Raw genomic sequence first — 22,172 nt, 5'->3', positions numbered from 1 at the left:
TATTTTGAAAGCCACAGTCCGTCGATAAGCTTCTCCTCACCGAAACTCAACCGCTCACAACCCTTGAGCAAGTCTGGAGAAACAGCATGGCTAACAAACTTGAAGGCAAAATCGCACTGGTCACCGGCGGCACCACCGGCATCGGTCTGGCCACCGCCAAACGCTTCGCGGCAGAAGGCGCCCACGTCTACATCACCGGCCGCCGTCAGGCCGAACTCGACGCCGCCGTCGCAGCAGTCGGCAACGCCACCGGCGTGCGGGTCGACTCGACCAAGCTGAACGAACTCGACGCCCTGTACAGCCAGATCGGCGAAACCCACGGGCGCATCGACGTGCTGTTCGCCAACGCCGGTGGCGGCTCGATGGTGCCGTTTGGCGAGATCAGCGAACAGCATTACGACGACACCTTCGACCGCAACGTCAAAGGCGTGCTGTTCACTGTACAAAAAGCCTTGCCGCTGCTGGCTCAGAAAGCCTCGGTGATTCTGACCGGTTCCACCGCAGGCAGCGCAGGCACCGCGGCGTTCAGTGTGTACGCCGCATCGAAAGCCGCCGTGCGCTCGTTCGCTCGCAACTGGATTCTCGACCTGAAGGATCGTCAGGTGCGGATCAACACCATCAGCCCCGGCGCCACCCGCACGCCCGGCCTGGTCGATCTGGCCGGCCCGGATGCGGCGCAGCAACAAGGCTTGCTCGACTATCTGGCATCACAGATCCCCATGGGCCGCGTCGGTGAAGCCGAAGAGATCGCCAGCGCTGCGCTGTTTCTGGCCTCGGATGACGCGAGTTTTGTCAACGGGATTGAGCTGTTTGTCGATGGCGGGCAGCAGCAGGTTTGATCGTTAAGGACGGGCGGCGTCTGGCGCCGCCCAACTTTCTATCGAAAATCCGTCCGAGGAAAACTGGAACATCTGTTCAGTAGGCTGTTTCACTCTTAGTCGCCAGCCACTCGCCTCTCGTCATCTCCCATATCTCAACCCGCAGCGGCCCGGAAACAAACTCTCCGTCCCGCGTCCCGACCATACGCATGCCTTCACGTTGCGAAACCTTGCGCGACGCGTGATTGGTGGCGGCCTTGGGCACCTGCATGACCGGGCGCAGCAATGTCTCGAACCAATAGGCATTGACCACCTTGCAGGCCTCGCGCATGTAACCATTGCCCTGATACGGCGGGGCGAGCCAGAAGCCTCTGTGGTTACCCGGCTGGTCGTACAGACTGATGCTGCCAATACAGCCCTCGGGGTCTGCGCGCAATCGAATCATCCAGTGCCACTCACGCCCTGCGGCCATACCAGGCAAGGCGATATCACGCACATAAACCAGCCCGCCATCCGCTGGATACGGCCACGGCACGCGGCTGTCCAGATACCGGACGATTTCCCACTGCGGGAATAACTGCTGCACCGCCGGTGCGTCGGCTAGTTGAAGCGGTGTCAGAGTCAGGCGGTTGGTGTGGAGCGTGGGGAGGCAGTCCATGGCGGGGAGTCCTTTGCCTGCAGAGGAGTGATTGGCACTTTCTCAAACCATTGGCGTGCGTGTCGAGGGTGCGCTTCTGGAGAAGAGCTGCCGTTTGCGAGTGACTGCTTCCGGCCAGAAGTCGCCACTCAAATACATCACTGATCGGCTGTTTTGCAGGACGTGGCGGTCACCGATGTTCCGCTGCCAACATTGACCTGAACTGAGAAATGATCTCTGAAGGTAGCCCGAACACTGCACAGGTGAAATTGACGGGTGCAGTGCCTGGAGCGGTTATGATGCGGCCTGCAACCAATATGGCGACAACGAACATACATCAAAAAACAGTCACTCCCTCCCGAAACATCCACGGAGATTTTCCTCATGAAAACCGCTCTGATCTCCGACACTCACAATCTCCTCCGCCCCGAAGCCATCGGTGCGCTCCAAGGCTGTGAGGTGATCATCCACGCCGGCGACATCGGCAATCCGGACATCCTCACCCAATTGGCCAAAATTGCCCCGGTCCACGCCGTGCGCGGCAACAATGATCTCAGCAGCCCATGGGCCAAAGACCTCCCCGACCTGCTGACCTGCACCCTCAACGGCTGGCACACCCTCCTTGTCCACGACATCGCCGACGTCCCCGCCGATCTGGATCCTGACATAAAGCTCATCATCACCGGCCATTCCCACAAACCTCGCATCGAATGGCGCGGCGATCGTCTATACGTGAACCCCGGTAGCGCCGGCCCTCGGCGTTTCAAATTGCCGGTCACGCTGGCGATTCTCGAGATACAACCCGCCAGCATCGAGCCGCGCCTGATTTCCCTACTGGATCCCCCCGCCTGAAACCTCGACGGTTCCCCCGATCCAGACAGGGAATCCACGCACAATCTGCACCGCCACTAGCTACCGCAGCGTTTTGCCGGAGGCAATGTTCAACACCTTGGCGCCAGCCGGTCTCGAAGCAGTCAGGGAAAAGAAGGGAATGATTTATTTCTCAAAGCGAATGAGCGTTGGCCGAAGCTGCTGGGATGACTGGCAGCTTTCGGCCAGAAGCGGACATCCGAACTCGAGACAATACGATGAATAAAAAAGCGAGAATGACTGCATTTCTGCTCAGTAAAGTAGCAGCCCAAACTGTGCTTGCCGGACGTTTGACCCTGATCGCATGATCCGAATCCCCGATTGTCATTCGATCGTTGAAGTACTTCGCCTGATCAAACACGGTGGACCTGAATGGGCACATCGTTACGTCACTATGTACTTTTCCGGTCCATCAAATGCTTGGGCTCTGGTGTACTCGCTTCAGGATACCAGCGCCCCGTATTTTGACTTTATGTACACCTGCATAGAGCCGCCTCAAGAGGCCCTGGCCGCACTGCTAGGGAAACATCCACAGTGCTCTGTCATCGACTGGTCACCCGGACGCCTGGCCTGCATCGAAGCTCCGGGGGGGATGTTGATACTCTTGCTGAAATAATCCGGGATGTAACTGAAGCTGCTTGCGATGAGCACATCATGTTCGTCGATGCTTCGTACGAGGAAATGCGTAGAGCGTGACCTGCCGACGCAGCGGGCGAGTCCGAGTTGCTGCCGCATAGGGGGCAGCCGGTCTGATCATGCAAAGCTTGATGCCCGAACGTATGACTTCAGGTCGCACTGTTCCATTGCTCCCCCGATTAAGCACCAGTGTCGCGTCGCGGTAATTCGCCAAGGGCTTCTCTGGCCACGAATATCTCCTTACCGGTGACAAAGACTCGGTACCGAGGATCGTGTTTACCACCGTAGGGAATTTGATCAGACCAACTAATTACCCCTAGCTCTCTGAGCTCGTGCTCCAGGGCCACGGCGTTGTCTTGGGACTTAAAGAAGCCAACACAGTGGTCATGACGCATAGCCATGATGTACTTAAAGAAGAACTCGCATGCTTGGGACTCACTGCCTGAGGCATAGATTGGCGGTGAATCCAGCCCCCTCTCCGTATAATAGACCTGCCACTGCGCGTCCCTGTAGCTTAGACAAAAAGTGTCTGACGCCCCGCCACGGGAGCCGATGGCATACATGGACGGGTTGCATCCTTCTTCTAACAGGCGCTCTGCGAGCTCGCGTGTATTCATTGCATCCAAGAGATCGTCCTCGGTGCCGGTCAATGGAGGAACAAAGGTGCAGGGTTTAATTGCACCTTCGTCGGGTAACAGCAGCGCATCACTGCGCCGCAGTCCCCTAAGTGTAAGGACGCGCAATAGAAAAGTATCCGGCCAACAGACTCACCTATCCGACTCCCGCGATAAGGGCGAGATTCTGAAGGTGTGTTCCTAGACGCTTACGCGTTGATGGCGAGTAATCCCCTTTGGTCAGGCGTCTTCTCTCGGCTTAGCTCAGATCTTACGTATACAGTAAAATCCGTCTGTACCGCCCTACTATGGAGTCGGGCTATTAGCCATGAAGGGATCAAGTGAATCTACAACTTGAAATTGATAGGATCTTTCGGGGTAAAGCATTTGCCAGGCCACTTTTCTATTCCTATCCAGGAGGCCTGCGTTTTGAACTCTCTGAAACTGGTGGAGTGATTGAGCAATTTCTAACAGCACTACGAAAATCAACAGAGATCTGCAGCGATATCTTCCTTGATGACGCGACGCTTGTTGCTTGTCTGCGCATTCATTCTGGCAGCAACCGATTTGCTCATCGGCCCCTGATTCATGCCCTTCGATCTGCTGGCGTTAACATACCCAAGGAACGCTCAGTCTGGAGTGAGGAGATAGATCCGGAGGAATGGTTTTGCGCAAGGGAGCCGGAGTATTGGATCAACATCGCATTTGAAGCGCCTGCAACTCTGCTTCAAGCACTTCTTTGGTGTGCTTTGGCTAGGGACTTTGCCGCAATTCAGCCTAAACCCAATTGCGTTTTATACCTCTTGAATTTGAAGAAGCACGTAATGGTTTTTCCCTACGACGACAGAGGCATGGATGTAGTTGGTCCCAACAAAGGTCTGCTTTCACAGCTGTATCGTCTGCATCATACATACCTGCTGGATTACGACCGGCATACGATGGACACCACATTTGCAGAGCCTGCGCGCTAGCCTTATTGCTTATATTGGAGCTGAAACCGAGCCCACAGCTCACACGGCTACCGTCTCCTTCGGGCCGGTTTGAGTCATTCCCGATGGCTGCAAGGGTCGAAAGCGGAACGAATCTGAGGTTCGCTTTTGGCCGATTGCAGACCTTCGTGACAGGCAGCAATCGGCCAATAGCTGCCTGTCGGAATCGGCTGAAATCGCCCCAAAACGGTCATCTCCGCGTTCCAGTATTATTATGGCGATCTTCGGATTGTTTATAGATAGGTTGATCTATGGCCAGAAGCGTTAGGCTTCAAAAAAAACTGCATACACGGCATCTGATGGAGACAGCTGAACAGGTGGTACTCGATGATAGCCTCGTTCTAAAGCTATGGGCGCTCAATCAAGGTGACAGATTTGAGTTGAATTCAGCTTCTCTCAATTCTGCAGCTGTTCAAAAGTACCGCTTGGAATACGTGATAACGAGAGGCCCTGTTCCTGGGCACTGGCTGTACACAAAATTTGACCCAGAGGAACTTGTGTTAATTTTTACGGCAAAAGACTTTGAATGCATTTGTCATGGCTGGACTCTGTTTGACGAGTGACAACCTCAGCTTTAGCTCTCTGAGAGGCAGTTCTAGGTCGAAAGTAACCGTTGCCCAGCGACCTTTTTGGGTCGATTACGACATTTCGTGACGGGCAGAAATCGACCATAAACGGTCAGCCTTGGCCGTCAGCTTTCGGCCAGAAGCAGACGTTGTCACTGCACCCAGCGTCAAGTAAAAGGTCATCTCCAGTTCCAGCCACTGAAACGAATTTATGACTACTGACTATGGTCAACGTGTTTGTAATCGATGCGGCGAATCAATTACTGCTTACTGTCCATCAATTGAAACGCTAGCGATCATCGGGGTTTTCCACGAGAAGGGTGATCAGCCAGTAGTAGATGAGATAGTTCGCCGAGAAAATATTGATCCGAATGTTGTCTGGGAATATTTCCGCCATCGGATGAGGCCTCTATGCGAGCAAAAAATTGCCCGCTGCTCATTCTGCGGAGGGCAGTTGAGGACTTGGCGTGCGCGTCAATGCATGCACTGCTTTAGGGAGTGGCACTGACGCACAGTGATTATCGAGCTGAATTTTCAGATTCTGAACTGCATTCTTACGACTTCTGACTGACTGCTATTGGCCGAAATCAGTCGCTCGTGTACGGCAGCTTTCGGCCATTTCCGGTCAGTCGTGACGAGGAAAATTGTGGCCGCGCATCTCGCTGCGGCTCAAGACATTTGCCCTGAGCGGGGGCCGTGAATGTCGGATTATCCAGAAACCAGGTTAGAGTGTTGATCAATGTCAGTTCACAAAACATCGCAACTCGATTCGCATAGCCGCCAAGCAATTCCAGCGAGCGAGCCAGGCAATAAAACCGTCTATCAAGCGTTATTTGAACAATGAATCGTCCGCTGTTTGTTTCTCTGGATGGGCCCAAGGGAGCCGGTAAAACCACACTGTTGGAGGCCATTACGAAAGTATTGAGGGCCGACAACAAAAAGGTGATTCGACTAAGCGAGCAAAAAAGCGATCCCTACAGGAGCGCAACCATGGCCCTCGTTAACCAGCTCGTCAGAAATCCCACCTGGGATCTAGAGTTGAGGGTTTGCGAACTCTTTGCTGATAGCCGTAGCTGGATTTCCCGGCACGTGCTGGATAAACAGCCACCAGGCTGCATCATCTTGATCGATCGCTGGTATCCGTCTGATGCCGCATTTCGCCGGATAATCCCGTTTGCGGAGATTCTCCAGCTGAACATTGAGCGAAACGTACGAGTGCCAGACCTGCATGTCGGGGTTGTCACCGCCCCGGATATTTCATGGGCAAGAGCAGTGGCACGACGGCGCGGGCTAAGCAGTACGGTGATCCATAAACTCGAAGAACATGTCGCTTGTACCCAGGCGTTCGAGCGAGCGATTGCAGATCACGGCTGGGTTTTGTGCCGTAATGAAGGCACGATCGAAGATGCAACGATGCAGGTGACTTCCGAGATCTATAGAGTCCTTGATGCCCTGTAGATGAGGTTCGCTGCACTGGCCTTGACTTGGATCGGCTTACAGACACATCCAGCTAGCTAGCCGGGCCAGCCGCCGGAGCGCTCTGACGAACATAATAATTGTCGAATTCACTGCTTTCGACGAATTGGAAGCCATGGCGGATATAAAAGCGATTCGAAGCGCTTTCTTTAAGAGCTCCAACTTTAACAGCGAGCTCAGCCGCATCCGCCACTTTGAAAATCTCAGTGAGAACCACAGAGCCTATACCTGATCCTTGCGCGTGCGGTCTCACATACAAATGGTCGAGCAAGAGTTCATTGTGGTGACGCTTGACCACCACAAAACCAACCCTCTCTCCAGATACCTCGATGTAGTGCGTGTTGCGAGCTTCAAAACCGCTGATAAACCGCTCACGCGCACGCACCGGATCAAATCGTCCAACGCGCTCCAGACTCTCGCGCATGGCCTCAATTCGAATGGCTACGAGATTGTCCAAGTCGCTTTGTTGCGCCGGGACCAAAATGACCGGGGAATTTTTATTGGGTGTGACGGGCATGTTTTGCGCTCTGTTTACCATCCTGGAAAGTCAGTATAGAAAGCCCGGTCTGGCTTGACTGACCTGACTTTCGGGAAGCGCGGTGGGTCACGATCGCAGCCCGTTAGAAATCTGCACCAGTCATTCCAATATTGCGGAAGGCGTAGAGCCGCCCAAAGCCGTCCAGGCAGGAGGTGAACGATGAAACAGGCGCGATCACTGCTGTTCGACTCGGCGGGAATCATCTGAGTGAGGTCGCACGTGGGCTTAGTAACAGAGGCCACGAACAACTTGTACGATGTCCTATCACAAGGTATTACTACGTCTCCCCCAAAAACAATAAAACCACGGAGATCGCAACATGGACTCATCCCTGTCCGCCAAGCCTGAAAGCCTAGACCGCGCGGTAGGCAACACCCGCCGCAGCTTCCTGAAAAAGTCCCTCGCCGTTTCCGCCACGCTCGCCACCGTCGGCAGCACCGCCTTCACCCGAATCGCCGAGGCAGCCGAGTCTTTGAGTCAGCGCTACCCTGATCCCATGATTCACATCCTCGACGACAGCTTCCTTGATTTGCGTATTTTTAACGCCAGTGTTGAAAAACTTGCTACCGGTATGCGCTGGGCCGAAGGGCCGGTGTGGGTCGGTGATGGCCGCTATCTGTTGGTCAGCGACATCCCCAACAATCGCATCATGCGCTGGGACGAAATCACTGACACCTTCTCCGTGTACCGCGAACACTCCAACTTTTCCAACGGCATGTGCCGGGATCGCCAAGGGCGTCTGATCGTCTGCGAAGGCTCCACCACCACCAGCGAAGGCCGGCGCATCACGCGCACCGAAGCCAATGGCACGATCACCGTGCTGGCCGACAGCTTCGACGGCAAACCCTTCAACTCGCCCAACGACATCGTCTGCAAAAGTGACGGATCGATCTGGTTCAGTGATCCGCCCTTCCAGACCAGCAACAATTACGAAGGCCACAAAATCACCCCGACCCAACCCCACGCCGTGTACCGCATCGACGGCGAGAGCAAAAAAGTCACGCGGGTCATCGACGACCTCAACGGCCCCAATGGCCTGTGCTTTTCTCCGGATGAAAAAACCCTGTACGTCGTCGAAGGACGCGCCAAGCCCAATCGCTTGATTTGGGCTATTACAGTGAAGGATGACGGCACCCTCGGTGAGCGCCGCAAGCACATCGAAGGGCTTGAATACGCTGCGATCGATGGCATCAAATGCGATGAAGCGGGCAACCTGTGGTGCGGCTGGGGCGGCAATGGCGATCCCAAGGCCGACCTGGAAAAACTCGACGGCGTGCGCGTTTTCAATCCGCAGGGCAAAGCCATCGGGCACATCTCGCTGCCAGAGCGCTGCCCTAACCTGTGCTTCGGAGGACGCGAAGGGAATCGGCTGTTCATGGCCAGCAGTCACTCGCTCTATTCGCTGTTTGTGAACACTCGCGGGACTACGTTTGCGTTGTAAAATCGAGGTTCGTTTCGCCATGGATCGGTGAGCATCGGGCTGCCGCGCATTCGAGGATGCGCGGCATTCCCATATCTGATTTTGAACAGGCGGGAGATCGCGGTCATCGCCTTATCTCCATCAGTTTCATAGAGACCGAACAGGCGCGTTTGGTCGCCCAGACGATGAAGCCGAAAATGGTTATAGAACGCTTGGCCCAAGCGCTGATTATCGAACACTCCGCGCTCCCAAAGCGTTAAAAACTCTTTATACGCAACGCGCTCAAGACATTCGATGTAGACAAGGTGGGGACGACCTCTCCCTCGACGTCAGGAAGCAACAACACAGCATGCATTCCCGCGAGCAAATTAACGGATCGCTTACTCGGGAATTCCGGTCACCGTATGCACTACGCGCATTGCACAAGGCGGTCGCGCGCCTTCCGGTTCGAGCTGTTCGCATTTCTTCAGCAACGGATAGGCATCGGCAAACTTGATAGCCGCCACCTGTTCGGCATGCTGCTGCGAAACAAAGCAGTGCTCGAACCGAAAGGCGGCATATACCTCGGGCAGCAATGCCGGATAATCGTAAACCTCGTCGACGATACTCTTTAGCATCCGGGACATCTGCCCGTTCGCCACAGGGGAAATCCTGGCGAGCAGATCATCTTTGGCAACGCCCGCTTGCCTGGCTTCGATAGCTTGCTTCGACGCGCCGATGGATGCCTGCATTCCCTGCGGAAACGGACAATCAGACGCTGCCAATACAGAGGCTGACGCCATGCAACTGAGTAACGTGAAAACAGCGGCCATCCTTGTCATGGAATTTCCTAATTAGGTGCAAGTACTGTCGCAGTAAGCTGCGGATTCTAACCGATGCCCGTTGAAGATGCGCTTGATTAGCCTGGCCCGCTCAAGTTCGCTTTCATTCCAATGGTTCGTATCCAACCACCGCCTTCGGCTCCAGATACGCATTCATCCCCCACCTGCCCATTTCACGCCCAAGGCCTGATTGCTTGAATCCACCAAACGGCGCACGGGGTTCGTGGGCCAGAGTGTTGATGAGCACGCGTCCCGCATCGATCTGACGGGCGACGTTCATACACCGTTCAGCGCTTTCCCCCAGCACCATCGCGCTCAGCCCATAGTCCGTATCGTTGGCGATGCGGATCGCATCAACTTCATCCTCGTAAGGAATGATCGTCAGCACCGGCCCGAAGATTTCCTCGCGTGCGATGCGCATCCGGTTGTTGGCATCAGTAAAGATTGTCGGCTTCACGAACCATCCAACATTCAAGCCTTGCGGGCGACCTTCGCCACCTGCCAGCAACGTCGCGCCTTCTTCCTGGCCAAGGCGGATGTAGCGCTGCACTCGCTCCCATTGTTTCTGGCTGACCATCGGCCCGATGTCGGTGGCGGTGTTGCGCGGATCGCCCGATCGGATCCGGGCGACGCCCTCCTTCGCTATCTGCTCGAACTCTGCCAGCCGGCTGCGCGGTACGAGGATGCGAGTACCGGCGATGCAGGCCTGGCCGCTGTTGAGAAATCCGGCTTGCAGCACCAGCGGCATGATGGCCGGAAAATCCGCATCGTCCAGCACCACGGTGGGCGACTTGCCGCCGAGTTCAAGGGTCACGCGTTTCATGGTCTCAGCGCCGGTTTTGACCAGGTGCTGGCCGACAGCGGACGACCCGGTGAACGATATCTTGGCAACGTCGGGATGACGGGCGATTTCCTCACCGACTATTTCGCCGCGCCCGTTGACGACATTGAATACGCCCGGTGGCAGCCCTGCTTCGTGCAATGCCCTGACCACGACCTGCGTCTGTAACGCGCTCATCTCGCTTGGTTTGATCACGGCAGTGCAGCCCGCTGCCAGCGCGGTGGCCAGCTTGTTACAGATGAACCCCGCGTTACTGTTCCAGGGGGTGATCAGACCGGCAACGCCCACGGGCGTCAGAATGACCCGGGCCATGCCGGCCTGTTCCTCGAAGTCGAACGCTTGCAGTGCCTCGATGGCGTGCGCGATCACGTCGGCCGGATACGTCGCCATCGAGCGACCGCGTGCCAGCGGCGCGCCGTACTCGATGAGGATCGCTTCCAGCAGCTCTTCCTCCCTCGCCGACACGGCCCGGTGCATGCGCTGTAGAGCCGCAATGCGCTCCTCGCGGCGGGTTCGAGACCACGCGGGAAACGCAACCTTGGCGGCGGCGATCGCACTTTGTGCATCCAGGGCATCGCCCAAACGAACCTGACCGATGACTTGCTCGGTGCTCGGGTTATGCAGGTCGAACCATTCCTGACCGTGTGGAACGACGAATTCGCCGTTGATGTAGATGTGTTCAATGCGTTGCATGGCGACTCCTCGCTCAAATGGCTCGCCTGAATCGAGCCTTTGTGCTGAAGTCTAGGAACGGTTGATTAATCCGATAAGCCAGGCCTTGGTTTATGAATCATCCCTGGATTCAGGACAATTCATGCACAGAACAGGAATGACCGAGCTGGAAGTGGTACTGGCCGTGGCGCGCCGCAGCAGTTTTCGCGGTGCGGCGCAGGAGCTGGGCATGTCCACCACCGCCGTGAGCAACGCGGTGGCCGGGCTGGAAGCGCGCTTGAAGGTGCGCCTGTTCAACCGCTCCACGCGCAGTGTCGCCCTGACCGACATCGGCCAGCGCTATGTGGAGCGCATCGCACCTGCGTTGGAACAAATCAAAAATGCAGGCGAAGAGGCCAGCGTCGGCCCCGATGCACCCAGCGGCACGTTGCGCATCAATGCCCCGCATGGCGCGGCCTACTTGTTGCTGGAGCCGTTATTGAAGCACTACGCCCAGCGCTATCCCGAAGTCCTTATCGACATCGTCAGCGAATCCGGCATGGTCGACATCATCGCCGGTGGCTTCGACGCCGGGATTCGCCTGGCAGAGTATGTGCCGCAAGACATGATTGCCGTGGCCCTGACAGGTGACATCCGCATGCTGGTGGTGGCAACCCCCGATTACTTCGCACAACACGGCGTGCCCGAGCATCCGCGAGATCTGCTCAAGCATCGGAGTATCGGCATGCGCATGGCCCATGGCGGGATCTACCAATGGGAACTGGAACGCGACGGCCAGAAGCTGCAGATGGACCTGCCGGTGCGCTTCGCCTCCAACGAAATGCTGGCCATCAAGCAGGCCGTGTTGTCAGGCCTGGGCATTGGTTTCATTTCCGAGTGGTTCATCCAGAAGGAACTGGCCAGCGGCGCGCTGCTGCCGGTGTTGATACCGTGGTGCCCGTCGTTTGGCGGCCTACGGCTTTACTACTCGGGCCATCGCTTCGTACCGGCGCGATTGCGCGCGCTGATTGAACTGGCGCAGGCGTTGCGGCCTACGGCTTAACTCCCGAGTATTTTGAGCCCAGAACGCAGGCCTGAAACGGCAGGCTTCTACAAGCTGCCGCCACGCCTCGCGGGTAACGAAGCCCCCCGCTTTCCTCGTCAAACTGCTACCGCTTCAACCCTTCTGGAACGCCAGGCAAGCGCCAACACCATCAACAGTCCCAAACCTGCCATCGCTGCTCCAGCCAGGGAAATCGCCGGATACCCCAGGCCTGCATTGATCACCGCCCCGCCCAGCGCCGCACCAATTGCGTTGCCAAAATTGAACGCGCCGATGTTCACCGCCGAGGCCAGATTGGGCGCGTCCTTCGCCGCTTCCATGACGCGCATCTGCAGTGGCGGCACCAGGGCAAAACTGGCGATCCCCCAAATCAGGATGGACACGGCGGCCGGCAGTGGCCAGCGCATCAGTACGGTGAACGCCAACAACACCACAATCAGCACGCTCAGCGAGACGATCAGGGTACGATCGATCGAGCGGTCAGCAGCCTTGCCGCCCCACATGTTGCCGAGCGTCAACCCGACGCCGAAAAGCATCAGCATGGCCGTGATGTAGGCGCTGGACGCATGGGTCTCGCTGCTGAGGATCGGTGCGATATAGGTGAAGACGGTGAACATCGCGCTCGAACCGACCACGGTCAGGGCCAGCGCAGCCAGCACCGGGCCACGTCCCAACACGCGAATTTCCGCCATGGCTCCAACGCCTTGCGGCGCCCGCACGTCAGGCAGCGCGAACCACAATGCAGCCATGGTCATCAGGCCGAGACCGGTAATCCCCCAGAACGCGGTCCGCCAACCGAACAGTTCACCAAACCACGCGGCCATCGGCACACCGCCGATGGTCGCCAGGGTCAGGCCCATGAACATTGCCGCCACCGCTCCTGCACGTTTTTCGGGGGCGACCACGCTGGCGGCGACAATGGAGCCGACGCCAAAAAATGCACCATGGTTCAGTGAGGTCACCACCCTGGCGATCATCAGGCTGTAGTAATCCGTGGCCAGGGCGGACATCAGATTACCCAGGGTGAAAATCGCCATCAGCCCGATCAGCAGATAGCGCCGGGGAATCCGGCCGGTGGTCAGGGTCATCAGCGGTGCGCCGAGCAATACGCCCAGTGCATAAGCACTGACCAGCAGACCGGCTGCGGGAATGGAAACGCCCAGGTCCGCAGCGATACCCGGCAACATGCCCATGGGGGCGAATTCTGTGACGCCGATGCCGAAGGCACCGATGGCGAGTGCGACAAGTGGTGGATTGATACGCATGGAAGGCTCCTTATCTATGCTGCAGATGCTACGATCCTGCCTTTTCCAGCGGTAGATAGCGTTTTTGGTAATCACCTTTGCGCAGGAGGCACAAGTGGATTTCAACGGCAGGTCGGGTGAAATGAGCGTGTTCACCACGGTGGCGCAGGAAGGCAGCCTGTCGGCCGCGGCACGGGCGCTGGGCCTGACGCCCTCGGCGGTCAGTCGGATCATCGCGCGCACCGAGCAACGTCTTGGCACCCGCTTGTTGTTGCGCACCACACGGGCGATCACCTTCACGGCCGAGGGCGAAGCGTTCCTGCGTGGCGCCCGGCGTATCCTCGCCGACATGGACGAAGTCGAAGAAGCCATCGCCGATCAGGGCGTACCCAAGGGCCGATTGCGCGTCAGTGCCGCCCTTGGCCATGGCCGACTGGCCATCGTTCCCCTGGTCGCAGCCTTCAGCACCCGTTACCCGAACATCGTCGTCGACCTCACCCTCGGCGACGAAGTGGTGGACATTCTCGGTGGACAGGCCGACGTCGCGATCCGCTTTGGCCATCTGCCCGACAGCCCGCTGACCGCGCGCCGGATTGGCGTCACCGGCCAGGTCGTGGTGGCCTCGCCCGAATATCTGCAGCGCCACGGCACGCCCCAGCAACCGGAAGACTTGCTGAACCACAATTGCCTGCGCTTCAACTTCCGGCGTGCCGAACCCAACTGGCCGTTCTTGCGCGATGGCAAAGAGTTTTCCCTGAAAGTCAGCGGCAACATCGAGTGCAACAGCGGTGAAGCACTAGCCCAACTCGCACGGGTCGGCGCCGGGATTGCCCGTATCGGCGAGTTCACCGTGAGCGAAGACCTGCAGCGCGGCGCCCTGGTGGCGTTATTGGAAACCTGTAATCCCGGCGATCAGGAACCGATTCATGCGGTGTTCGCAGGTGGGGTGGCGATGCCGGCGCGAGTGCGGTTGTTTGTGGACTTTCTGGTGGAACATCACCGGATGTGAGCGGAGGCGAAAGCAGATATCTGCGATGGCAAGCAAACAGCACACCCGTCTTATGCATCACCGACAGCTTGCGGCGCAACACCGAACAAAGGCCCTCGATCCAGCAGGCAATCCATAAACGCGCCCAACGCGGCGGGTCGGTGTTGTCGGTTGGGATAATAGAGAAACAGCCCTGGACGCGAAATCGACCAGTCGGCAAGAATCTGCACCAGCCGCCCTTGGGCCACAAGATCGCCCACGCCTTCTGCCTCGAAATGGTAGGCAATCCCCAGCCCCTCCAGCGCGGCAGCGATGCCGATGTCCGGGTGATTGGTGATCACCGGGCCGTCCACCGCCACTTCCAGTGGTTGCCCGCGATCCTGAAACTCCCAGCGGTAGGGCCGGCCTTCCATCTGCAGACGCCAGTTGATACACGCATGATCTTGTAACTCGGCAGGTGAATGCGGCGTGCCGCGTCGCGCGAGGTAGTCAGGAGACGCCACGGCGACCATCTTCAGGTCCGGGGTGAGACGAACGGCCACCATGTCTTTTTCAAGGCGGCCACCGACACGGATGCCGGCGTCGAAACGGCCAAGCACGATGTCGGCCAGCGCGTCGTCGACCACGATATCCAGCAGCACATCCGGGTACGCCTGGTGGAAACGTGCCAGGCGCGGGGCAATCAGGGTTCGGGCGGCGATTCCCGGGGTGTTGATGCGCAGAGTGCCGCTTATTTGTCCTGTCGCCTCACTGGCTTCGGCGACGGCAACCGCCATCTCTTGAAACAACGGGGCGATACGCCGGTAAAGGCGCTCACCACTGGCCGAGGGCGCGACGCTGCGGGTCGTGCGATTGAGCAGGCGTGCGCCCAGTCGGGCTTCGAGCTGGCGAATGGTCTGGCTCAGTGCCGAGGGCGAGAGACCCAGATGCTCTGCGGCGCGGGCGAAGCTCTGGCGCTCCACGATGGCCACAAAGGCTTTCAGCTCAGCAAAATCGGATCCACGCATTATGTATTTTTCCCTACATAGCCAATGCGGATTCTATGGGATTAATTTAATACTGTCTGGCACACATCCTAGGGCCTTCACTGATTCCCTGGAGACAAACTCATGCCTGCCCTGCCCCTTCCCGAGCCGATTGCCGCCTACTTCGCGGCCGAACACAATCCAGAAGCGCTGGCGCATTGCTTCACGGCGCAAGCCGTGATGAATGACGTCGGTCACACCTATACCGGCATCAACGCCATCAAGGCCTTCATGGCTGAGGCTTCGGCCAAGTACAACGCGACCACTGTGCCAATTTCCATTGAGCGAGAGGACGAGCGCCATCTGGTGCGAGCCAATGTCACCGGCAATTTCCCTGGTAGCCCGATCGTTCTCACCTACCGCTTTCGTCTTGAACGCGGCCTGATCACGTCGCTGGAGATCACGCTATGAGCTTCGATCTTCAACTCAATGGCCTGCGTGCAGTCGTCACCGGTGGCACGATGGGTCTTGGTGCTGCGGTCGTTCAGACCCTCACGGAGGCTGGCGCGCAAGTGGTGACATCGGCGCGCGACGTGTCATCGCAACCCGTGGCAGGCGTGACCTATATCGGTGCCGATCTGACCACGGCACACGGCGTGGCTCACCTCGCTCAGGCTGTGCTTGAGAAGTGGCGCGGTGTCGATATCGTGATCAATGTGCTTGGCGGCTCGACTACTCCGGTCGGCGGATTTGCAGCCATCAGCGACGAGCAATGGCTGGCAGAACTGAATTTGAATCTGCTGCCTGCCGTTCGCCTGGACCGCGCCTTGCTGCCATCAATGTTGGCGCAAGGCTCGGGCGTGATCGTCCACGTCAGCTCGATCCAGCGTCTGATGCCGCTGCCCGAATCCACTACCGCCTACGCCGCTGCCAAGGCCGCGCTCACCACTTACAGCAAATCCCTGGCAAAAGAAGTCATGCCCAAAGGGGTGCGTGTACTCAGCGTCGCGCCGGGATGGATCGAGACCGAAGCGTCCACAAGATTCGCCGATCGGATGGCGGCCCAGGCCGGTACAGACTACGAAGGCGGCAAACGAATCATCATGGACGCGATAGGCGGCATCCCCCTGGGCAGGCCGGCCAAGCCTCAGGAAGTCGCGGACTTGATCGCCTTCCTGGCGTCGCCACGCGCTGCTTCGATCGTAGGGTCCGAGCATCGTATTGATGGCGGTACCCTGTCGACGCTTTGAGCGGCGGGCGCAGGCCGGCTACAGTTCAAGCCGGCTCTGCGCCCTCCCCACTCACGCCGGATCCACCGCCTCGATCACCCCTCGATCCTCACCCAGAAACCCACCGCTCTGATGCGCCCAAAGCCGCGCATACACGCCGTTCTTTTCCAGCAATTCAGCGTGGGTGCCCTGCTCAATAATTCGGCCATCGTCCATGACGATCAGGCGGTCCATGGCGGCAATCGTCGACAAGCGATGGGCGATGGCGATTACGGTTTTGCCCTGCATCATGTCGTCGAGGCTTTCCTGAATCGCCACTTCAACTTCCGAGTCCAGTGCGCTGGTAGCTTCGTCGAGCAGCAGGATCGGCGCGTTCTTCAGCATCACTCGGGCGATCGCCACGCGTTGGCGCTGGCCGCCGGAGAGTTTGATGCCACGCTCGCCGACCAGGGTGTCGTAGCCGGTGTGACCCTGGCGGTCGCTAAGTTGGCTGATGAACTCGTCGGCCTGGGCGCTGGCGGCGGCGCGGCGGATCTGTTCGTCGGTTGCATCGGGGCGACCATAAGCGATGTTGTCGCGAATCGAGCGGTGCAGCAGCGAGGTGTCCTGGGTGACCATGCCGATGCAACTGCGCAGGCTGTCCTGGGTCACGTGCGCGATGTTCTGCCCGTCGATGCGAATCTCGCCGCTGTCGACATCATAGAAGCGCAACAGCAGGTTGATCAGCGTCGATTTGCCGGCGCCGGAGCGGCCGACCAGGCCGATTTTCTCGCCGGGACGGATGCTCAGGCTCAGGCCATCGAGCACCTGACGTTCGCCGCCGTAGTTGAAGCTGACCTTGTCGAAAGTCACCGCGCCGCCGTGGGTGACCAGCACGCCGGCATTCGGCGCGTCCTGCACTTTGGTGCCCTGGGTCAGCGTCGCCATGCCGTCCTGAACGGTGCCGATGCTTTCGAACAGCGAGGTCATTTGCCACATGATCCAGTTCGACATGCCATTGATCCGCAACGCCATGGCGGTGATCGCTGCCACCGCACCGGCACCGACATCGCCCTGGTGCCATAGCCACAACGCATAGCCGCCGGCCGACATGATCAAGGCAACCACCAGCGCCTGATTGACGATCTCGAACAGGCTGACCAGACGCATCTGGCGGAAGCCGGTGAGCTTGAAGTCTTCCATCGCGGCGCGGGCGAAATGCGCCTCGCGGTTGGAATGCGAGAACAGTTTGACCGTGGTGATGTTGGTGTACGCATCGGCGATGCGTCCGGTCATCATCGAACGCGCGTTGGCCTGCTCCTGCCCGACTTTGCCCAGACGCGGCACGAAGTACCACATGGCCAGACCGAACAGCACGACCCAGGCCAGAAATGGCAGCATCAGCTTCAACGCAAAGCCGCCGGCCAGGGCGATGATCGCGATGAAATACACGCCGATCCCCGGCAGGATCTCGATCATGGTGAACAACACATCGCGCACCGCCAGCGCGGTCTGCATCACTTTGGTGGTGACGCGGCCAGAGAATTCGTCGGAGAAAAACGACAGGCTCTGTCGCAGCATCAAGCGGTGGAAATCCCAGCGCAGACGTAACGGCAGGTTAATCGCCAGGATCTGATGCTGGACCATGGTGCGCAATGCCACCAGCCCGACACTGAACACCATGACGATGCCCATGCCCCACAGCACGCGGCTTTCCTGGGCTGTCGCTTCGCCACCGGCCTGCCACGTGGAGAGCAGATCCACCACTTGGCCAAGGAAGGAAAACAGCCACGCCTCATAAATCGACACGCCGGCACTGAGCAGCGCCAATGCCAGAATGTAGCCGCGGGCACCTCGGGTACAGGCCCAGAGGAATCTGGCCAGACCATTCGGTGGCGGCGGTACTTCGTCAGGCGGGAAAGGGTCGAGTCTTCGTTCGAACACACGAAGCATGGTGATCTCCAAAACAGTCAAGTCAGGGAGATTCTGCCACCGATTGGATTCGGGGAGGTCATTGTGAAAAAGTGTGCGCGGCTCAGGACGACTTGAGCATGGCCCACGCTTGCGGCGTAAAGCGATAGCTGCGGTCCGGCTGCAGGGCCACCACGCCCACTTCGGCAAGACGTTTGAGCACTTCGCGAACACCGACCTGGGTCATCTGCGCAAAAGACGCTTCTATATAGCTGTGCACGCCCTGCACGCCGATCGCCCGCTGCTCTTGGGTGGCGAGCAGCAATGCATTGATCACCTTCAGACGAAACAGACTGGTGCGCAAACCGTGGGCGTGCAGCATCTCGCGGATGTGACGGTTGGCGCTGCATGCGGACTCGAGCGCGAACGGATGGGTCGAGGCCGGATACCGACGAGCGGTGTCAGATGACGTGAATGACCGGTGGTTCAACATGCGAAAACTCCTGTTGATCTACAAACCGGGCAGGCAACGGCATTCGGCCGCGCCTGTCCTGCCGCATCAGAAATCGACCGTTGCGGAAAGCTGCAAGGTGCGTGGATAGCCCGGCGAGAACGCCCCATACGAAGCGACGCCCGACCAGTATTCGCGATCAAACACGTTCTGCACCGTGGCACGGAATGTGGTTGGCCGGCCTTCGATTTTGGTCGCATAGCGCGCGCCGGCATCGATTCGCGTCCACGAATCCAGCTCCTGGGTGTTGGCCTGATTGACGTACTGACTGTCGGTGTAAATTGCGCCACCAGTAAGGGTGAAACCCTCCAGCCACGGCGTGTCCCATTCGGCCCACAGATTGGCCTGCACGTCCGGCACACCGACCGGTTTGTTGCCGCGATTGGCTGCGGTGGCGGAATCGGTCAACTCGCCGTCTAGCAGCGTGACGCCGCCCATCAACCGCGTGCCCGGCGCCACTTCGCCATACATGCTCAACTCGACTCCGCGATTGCGCTGCTCGGCTTGCACCGAGAACACATTGCCGGCGCCGATTTCACCGCTGGGTTTCTCGATCTGGAACAACGCCAGGGTGGTCATGAAGGTGCCGTGTTCGTATTTCACCCCGAGTTCATGCTGCTTCGATTCGTAAGGGGCGAACGTCTCGCCGGCGTTGGCCGCCGTGCCCGGAGCAATATCACCTTTGCTCAAGCCTTCTACATAGTTGTAATAGAGGGAAACGTCTTCCCACGGCTTGACCACCACGCCGACCAGCGGGGTCGTGGCGCTGTCGTTGTACTTCGAACTGACCGAGCCGGCGGCATTGTAGTTACGGGACTCGATGTCCTGACGACGCACGCCGAGGGTCAGCTGGAAGCGGTCATCGAGCATCGACAGGGTGTCGGTGAGCGCCACGCCGGACAGGTCCGACTCGGACACCCGCAGCACTTTCGGCGAGTTGAGGTATTGCCGGGGTACATCAATCGGGTGGTAGATGTTGGAACGAACCTCGCTGCCGTTGTTGATCCCGCGCGACAGCTCATCCTGATACTGGGTCGCCATCAACGTGGTGGTATGGGTGATCGGCCCGGTGGCGAACACCCCACGCAGGCCGACATCAGCGGTCGAGCGATCGACGTTGAATTTGTAGTAACCGGGAATGTTGCTGGTATCCCCCGCTTGATTGAGGATGCGCGGCACCTGGTCGGACAGGCGCTTGACGTCGGACTTGCCGCCACCGGCGTGGGCGAACACGGTCAGGCTGTCGCTCAGGTCATACTCACCGCCGAGCAATGCCGATTGCTCCTTGGTGTCAGACCAGCCCCAGTCCTGCGACACGTTGGTGCGGCCATTCGGCGCGGACGGCACATCGACGCCCGGTGCCACGGTGAGCGGACGCGAGGCGCCCTCCCAGCTTTCTTTCTGGCTGATGTAATCGAGGTTCAGGCGTAGCCGCTCACCGCGATAATCCAGGGCGATGGCTCCCACACCGAGGTCACGGTGCTGATCATCGATGGCGGTATCGCCGCCTTGCAGATTGCCGTTGAAGCGTACGCCAAACTGATTCTCCGAGCCGAAGCGGCGGCTGAGATCAAGGTGACCGCCCACCTGCGAATCCGAGGCGTAGCTGGTGGTGACCCGTGTCAGGTCCTCGTCCAGCGGACGCTTGGGCACGATGTTGATTACCCCGCCGACGCCGCTGTTGGGCGAGATGCCGTACATCAGCGCGCCCGGCCCCTTGAGCACTTCGACCCGCTCGGCATAGTCGGTGAATACCCGGTAATTGGGCGCGACGCCGTACACGCCGTCAAACGCCAGCTCACCGAGGTTGCCCTCGCCGACCGGAAAACCACGAATGAAAAACGAATCGACGATGCCGCCGGTCTGCCCGGTCGAACGCACCGAAGGATCGCGTTCCAGTGCATCGGCAACGGTGACGGTCTGCAGATCGGCGAGGGTCTTGGCGGTGTAACTGGTGACGCTGAACGGCGTGTCCATCACATCTTTGTTGCCCAGCATGCCGAGCCGCGCACCGCGTGCGATCTGGCCACCGGCGAGCACTTCGGGCAATGCGGTCGGGCCGTTGTAGCGAGCGTTGATGTTGGTGGTGTCGAGGGTCAGCGCGTCCGTGCTGGTGTCGCCCAAAGTGACTGGCGCGGCGTTCGAGGTCGAATCGGCGGCGAGGTCTTTCTGCTCGGGGCTGGCCGCCCAGGCATTGGCGCTTCCTGCGACCAGAACGAAGTTCAACAAGGCGGTACGCACGGCGAGTGTTAATACCCGCTCACCGCAAGGACGACTGACAACAGGCATGACGTGAGGATCCTTTTCAACAAGAGAAAATGCTAATCACTCCTATTGCCAGTCGGTCGGCGAAAAAGTATCACCTGCTGCAAAGTTTTTTTGTTTTGCCTCGTCTGCGCTCAGTCGTACAACTGCTCCAGCGGTATCGCAACCCGCGGCAAGGCCGGGTCGAACGCATGCCGAGTGGTCTTGTACGGGAAGATCTCGCCACGGGCGATGGTGCTGAAAATCCGCGCGACTTCGAACGCCTGCCCCGTCTGCCAATGCCGCACGCAGACTCGCGGATCGGCGTAATCGAGCTGGATGCACGGCACGCGTTTCAAGCCCAGTTGCAACGCCGCGTTGAAGCGGTGATTGCCATCCATGACGATGCCGCGCGAGCGCTCGACGATGATCGGTTCCAGCCAATGCCCGGCCCGGACAATTGACTCGCGCAGCAGCGTCACATTGGCTGGATCGACGTGCTCCGATTGCAGAACCTCGCACAGCGGTCGCAGCGCAATCTGATATCCGTGATGCATGGTGACCTCCTGGCTCGACATGGTTCCGCGGGGATCGGGACCGGACGGAAAGCTGATCGCGAGTGGGGGTTTTCTGCTGAGTCGATCGGATTGCATGGCGTAGCTCCTGAGCGTGAACCAGTCGTGGTTTTCTGCGACTTTTTTCGGCGTCTCCGGCCACCAATTTGCGGGCCTTTGCCAGCCGTCTCGAAACAACCGCCAATGCCTTGTTGATCAAGGTATTAAGCGGTTTTTTTAAACTTTGGGCGAACGCTTCCTTGAGCGTGTAAATACACGTTCATTGATGCGTCCAGCGCAGGTCTTTATTCAAAAATATTTGAAAACCTTACTTGATAATCGTTCCTGTTCGCAATATTGTTCACGCCGCCAAGAGGAACTATCCTCGTTTCACAGCACGTAATCAGCCCGTGGGGAAGTACAGGCCAGTGATGTCATTTAAATACCAGTCACTGCCCATTTACCGAGCGCTGGCCATTAACTAATGGCCAATTGGAACAGTCGTACAAACCTTATGGAATGGGGTTCCCATGCACTTGTTTTGTGAACAAATCATTACGCCCGGCGATACGCAATCCTGTTTACATATCGTCTGGCCACCGCCTTG

19 protein-coding genes and 2 pseudogenes are annotated in these 22,172 nt (G+C 58.5%); 9 read left to right on the top strand and 12 right to left on the bottom strand.

Going from position 1 to position 22,172, the window contains the following annotated elements:
• The first annotated feature begins 86 nt into the window (after positions 1 to 86).
• Positions 87 to 839, top strand: coding sequence for an SDR family NAD(P)-dependent oxidoreductase (locus tag ACXR0M_RS15925; protein WP_458832759.1), 753 nt, complete (start codon positions 87 to 89; stop codon positions 837 to 839).
• 76 nt (positions 840 to 915) lie between these two features.
• Here ACXR0M_RS15925 and ACXR0M_RS15920 read toward each other — a convergent pair whose 3' ends face one another.
• Both ACXR0M_RS15920 and ACXR0M_RS15915 read right to left on the bottom strand, forming a co-directional pair.
• Complete coding sequence (locus tag ACXR0M_RS15920; RefSeq protein ID WP_458832758.1) at positions 916 to 1,476, bottom strand: GNAT family N-acetyltransferase; 561 nt, start codon at positions 1,474 to 1,476, stop codon at positions 916 to 918.
• Between the two features lie 169 nt (positions 1,477 to 1,645).
• Positions 1,646 to 1,771, bottom strand: a pseudogene (locus ACXR0M_RS15915) (glutamine amidotransferase); the annotation flags it as partial.
• Positions 1,772 to 1,839: 68 nt separating this feature from the next.
• Here ACXR0M_RS15915 and ACXR0M_RS15910 point away from each other — a divergent pair.
• The 3 genes from ACXR0M_RS15910 to ACXR0M_RS15900 all read left to right on the top strand — a co-directional run bounded on the left by ACXR0M_RS15910 (position 1,840) and on the right by ACXR0M_RS15900 (position 6,588).
• Positions 1,840 to 2,307, top strand: coding sequence for a metallophosphoesterase family protein (locus ACXR0M_RS15910; RefSeq protein WP_458832757.1), 468 nt, complete (start codon positions 1,840 to 1,842; stop codon positions 2,305 to 2,307).
• Positions 2,308 to 3,916: 1,609 nt separating this feature from the next.
• A complete protein-coding gene (locus ACXR0M_RS15905; RefSeq protein ID WP_458832756.1) occupies positions 3,917 to 4,546 on the top strand; it encodes a DUF3885 domain-containing protein in 630 nt (209 codons plus the stop codon).
• 1,424 nt (positions 4,547 to 5,970) lie between these two features.
• Entirely contained in the window at positions 5,971 to 6,588 is a 618-nt protein-coding gene (locus tag ACXR0M_RS15900; protein WP_458832755.1) for a dTMP kinase, read from the top strand.
• Between the two features lie 52 nt (positions 6,589 to 6,640).
• Here ACXR0M_RS15900 and ACXR0M_RS15895 read toward each other — a convergent pair whose 3' ends face one another.
• Positions 6,641 to 7,123 carry an N-acetyltransferase family protein gene (locus ACXR0M_RS15895; RefSeq protein ID WP_458832754.1) on the bottom strand — a complete coding sequence of 161 codons (483 nt, stop codon included), beginning with the start codon at positions 7,121 to 7,123 and terminating at the stop codon, positions 6,641 to 6,643.
• A 340-nt stretch (positions 7,124 to 7,463) separates the two neighbouring features.
• On the opposite strand from ACXR0M_RS15895, the gene ACXR0M_RS15890 reads away from it, so the two are divergent.
• On the top strand, positions 7,464 to 8,585 hold the full coding sequence (locus ACXR0M_RS15890; RefSeq protein ID WP_458832753.1) for an SMP-30/gluconolactonase/LRE family protein: 1,122 nt from the start codon (positions 7,464 to 7,466) through the stop codon (positions 8,583 to 8,585).
• 77 nt (positions 8,586 to 8,662) lie between these two features.
• On the opposite strand, the pseudogene ACXR0M_RS15885 reads toward ACXR0M_RS15890, so the two are convergent.
• The 3 genes and pseudogenes from ACXR0M_RS15885 to ACXR0M_RS15875 all read right to left on the bottom strand — a co-directional run.
• Positions 8,663 to 8,860 (bottom strand): annotated as a pseudogene (locus tag ACXR0M_RS15885) (hypothetical protein); the annotation flags it as partial.
• A gap of 84 nt (positions 8,861 to 8,944) precedes the next feature.
• Complete coding sequence (locus ACXR0M_RS15880; RefSeq protein WP_458832752.1) at positions 8,945 to 9,385, bottom strand: hypothetical protein; 441 nt, start codon at positions 9,383 to 9,385, stop codon at positions 8,945 to 8,947.
• Between the two features lie 103 nt (positions 9,386 to 9,488).
• Positions 9,489 to 10,919 carry an aldehyde dehydrogenase family protein gene (locus ACXR0M_RS15875; protein ID WP_458832751.1) on the bottom strand — a complete coding sequence of 477 codons (1,431 nt, stop codon included), beginning with the start codon at positions 10,917 to 10,919 and terminating at the stop codon, positions 9,489 to 9,491.
• 121 nt (positions 10,920 to 11,040) lie between these two features.
• Here ACXR0M_RS15875 and ACXR0M_RS15870 point away from each other — a divergent pair, with 121 nt between their 5' ends.
• Complete coding sequence (locus ACXR0M_RS15870) at positions 11,041 to 11,940, top strand: LysR family transcriptional regulator (RefSeq protein WP_458832750.1); 900 nt, start codon at positions 11,041 to 11,043, stop codon at positions 11,938 to 11,940.
• 98 nt (positions 11,941 to 12,038) lie between these two features.
• Here the strand turns inward: ACXR0M_RS15870 and ACXR0M_RS15865 are convergent, their stop codons facing one another.
• Positions 12,039 to 13,205 carry an MFS transporter gene (locus ACXR0M_RS15865; protein ID WP_458832749.1) on the bottom strand — a complete coding sequence of 389 codons (1,167 nt, stop codon included), beginning with the start codon at positions 13,203 to 13,205 and terminating at the stop codon, positions 12,039 to 12,041.
• Between the two features lie 94 nt (positions 13,206 to 13,299).
• On the opposite strand from ACXR0M_RS15865, the gene ACXR0M_RS15860 reads away from it, so the two are divergent.
• Complete coding sequence (locus ACXR0M_RS15860) at positions 13,300 to 14,193, top strand: LysR family transcriptional regulator (protein WP_458832748.1); 894 nt, start codon at positions 13,300 to 13,302, stop codon at positions 14,191 to 14,193.
• A gap of 50 nt (positions 14,194 to 14,243) precedes the next feature.
• On the opposite strand, the gene ACXR0M_RS15855 is transcribed toward ACXR0M_RS15860, so the two are convergent.
• A complete protein-coding gene (locus ACXR0M_RS15855; RefSeq protein ID WP_458832747.1) occupies positions 14,244 to 15,179 on the bottom strand; it encodes a LysR family transcriptional regulator in 936 nt (311 codons plus the stop codon).
• Between the two features lie 102 nt (positions 15,180 to 15,281).
• Here ACXR0M_RS15855 and ACXR0M_RS15850 point away from each other — a divergent pair, with 102 nt between their 5' ends.
• Positions 15,282 to 15,608, top strand: a complete 327-nt coding sequence (locus ACXR0M_RS15850; RefSeq protein ID WP_458832746.1) for a nuclear transport factor 2 family protein — start codon at positions 15,282 to 15,284, stop codon at positions 15,606 to 15,608.
• Positions 15,605 to 16,387, top strand: a complete 783-nt coding sequence (locus tag ACXR0M_RS15845) for an SDR family oxidoreductase (RefSeq protein ID WP_458832745.1) — start codon at positions 15,605 to 15,607, stop codon at positions 16,385 to 16,387. Before ACXR0M_RS15850 ends, ACXR0M_RS15845 begins: the two co-directional genes overlap by 4 nt.
• A 51-nt stretch (positions 16,388 to 16,438) precedes the next feature.
• Here ACXR0M_RS15845 and ACXR0M_RS15840 read toward each other — a convergent pair whose 3' ends face one another.
• From ACXR0M_RS15840 to ACXR0M_RS15825, 4 genes are all read right to left on the bottom strand, one after another.
• Positions 16,439 to 18,298 (bottom strand): ABC transporter ATP-binding protein, encoded by a 1,860-nt coding sequence (locus ACXR0M_RS15840; RefSeq protein ID WP_458832744.1) that lies wholly within the window; start codon positions 18,296 to 18,298, stop codon positions 16,439 to 16,441.
• Positions 18,299 to 18,380: 82 nt separating this feature from the next.
• Positions 18,381 to 18,749: a fe2+ zn2+ uptake regulation protein gene (locus ACXR0M_RS15835; RefSeq protein WP_458832743.1), complete on the bottom strand. Its 369-nt coding sequence runs from the start codon at positions 18,747 to 18,749 to the stop codon at positions 18,381 to 18,383.
• A gap of 66 nt (positions 18,750 to 18,815) precedes the next feature.
• A complete protein-coding gene (locus tag ACXR0M_RS15830) occupies positions 18,816 to 21,056 on the bottom strand; it encodes a TonB-dependent receptor (protein WP_458832742.1) in 2,241 nt (746 codons plus the stop codon).
• A 110-nt stretch (positions 21,057 to 21,166) separates the two neighbouring features.
• Positions 21,167 to 21,568 (bottom strand): transcriptional regulator, encoded by a 402-nt coding sequence (locus ACXR0M_RS15825; protein ID WP_458832741.1) that lies wholly within the window; start codon positions 21,566 to 21,568, stop codon positions 21,167 to 21,169.
• Positions 21,569 to 22,172: the final 604 nt, after the last annotated feature.

The sequence above is a fragment of the Pseudomonas sp. Eth.TT006 genome (assembly GCF_054456575.1).
This window is presented reverse-complemented; position numbering and strand designations above follow the sequence as displayed.

Coding starts and splice junctions, on each gene's coding strand:
- ACXR0M_RS15890 (WP_458832753.1), top strand. CDS start 7,464: ATGGACTCATCCCTGTCCGCCAAGCCTGAAAGCCTAGACCGCGCGGTA.
- ACXR0M_RS15900 (WP_458832755.1), top strand. CDS start 5,971: ATGAATCGTCCGCTGTTTGTTTCTCTGGATGGGCCCAAGGGAGCCGGT.
- ACXR0M_RS15855 (WP_458832747.1), bottom strand. CDS start 15,179: ATGCGTGGATCCGATTTTGCTGAGCTGAAAGCCTTTGTGGCCATCGTG.
- ACXR0M_RS15870 (WP_458832750.1), top strand. CDS start 11,041: ATGCACAGAACAGGAATGACCGAGCTGGAAGTGGTACTGGCCGTGGCG.
- ACXR0M_RS15845 (WP_458832745.1), top strand. CDS start 15,605: ATGAGCTTCGATCTTCAACTCAATGGCCTGCGTGCAGTCGTCACCGGT.
- ACXR0M_RS15925 (WP_458832759.1), top strand. CDS start 87: ATGGCTAACAAACTTGAAGGCAAAATCGCACTGGTCACCGGCGGCACC.
- ACXR0M_RS15835 (WP_458832743.1), bottom strand. CDS start 18,749: ATGTTGAACCACCGGTCATTCACGTCATCTGACACCGCTCGTCGGTAT.
- ACXR0M_RS15865 (WP_458832749.1), bottom strand. CDS start 13,205: ATGCGTATCAATCCACCACTTGTCGCACTCGCCATCGGTGCCTTCGGC.
- ACXR0M_RS15895 (WP_458832754.1), bottom strand. CDS start 7,123: ATGCCCGTCACACCCAATAAAAATTCCCCGGTCATTTTGGTCCCGGCG.
- ACXR0M_RS15880 (WP_458832752.1), bottom strand. CDS start 9,385: ATGACAAGGATGGCCGCTGTTTTCACGTTACTCAGTTGCATGGCGTCA.
- ACXR0M_RS15920 (WP_458832758.1), bottom strand. CDS start 1,476: ATGGACTGCCTCCCCACGCTCCACACCAACCGCCTGACTCTGACACCG.
- ACXR0M_RS15840 (WP_458832744.1), bottom strand. CDS start 18,298: ATGCTTCGTGTGTTCGAACGAAGACTCGACCCTTTCCCGCCTGACGAA.
- ACXR0M_RS15850 (WP_458832746.1), top strand. CDS start 15,282: ATGCCTGCCCTGCCCCTTCCCGAGCCGATTGCCGCCTACTTCGCGGCC.
- ACXR0M_RS15910 (WP_458832757.1), top strand. CDS start 1,840: ATGAAAACCGCTCTGATCTCCGACACTCACAATCTCCTCCGCCCCGAA.
- ACXR0M_RS15875 (WP_458832751.1), bottom strand. CDS start 10,919: ATGCAACGCATTGAACACATCTACATCAACGGCGAATTCGTCGTTCCA.
- ACXR0M_RS15830 (WP_458832742.1), bottom strand. CDS start 21,056: ATGCCTGTTGTCAGTCGTCCTTGCGGTGAGCGGGTATTAACACTCGCC.
- ACXR0M_RS15825 (WP_458832741.1), bottom strand. CDS start 21,568: ATGCATCACGGATATCAGATTGCGCTGCGACCGCTGTGCGAGGTTCTG.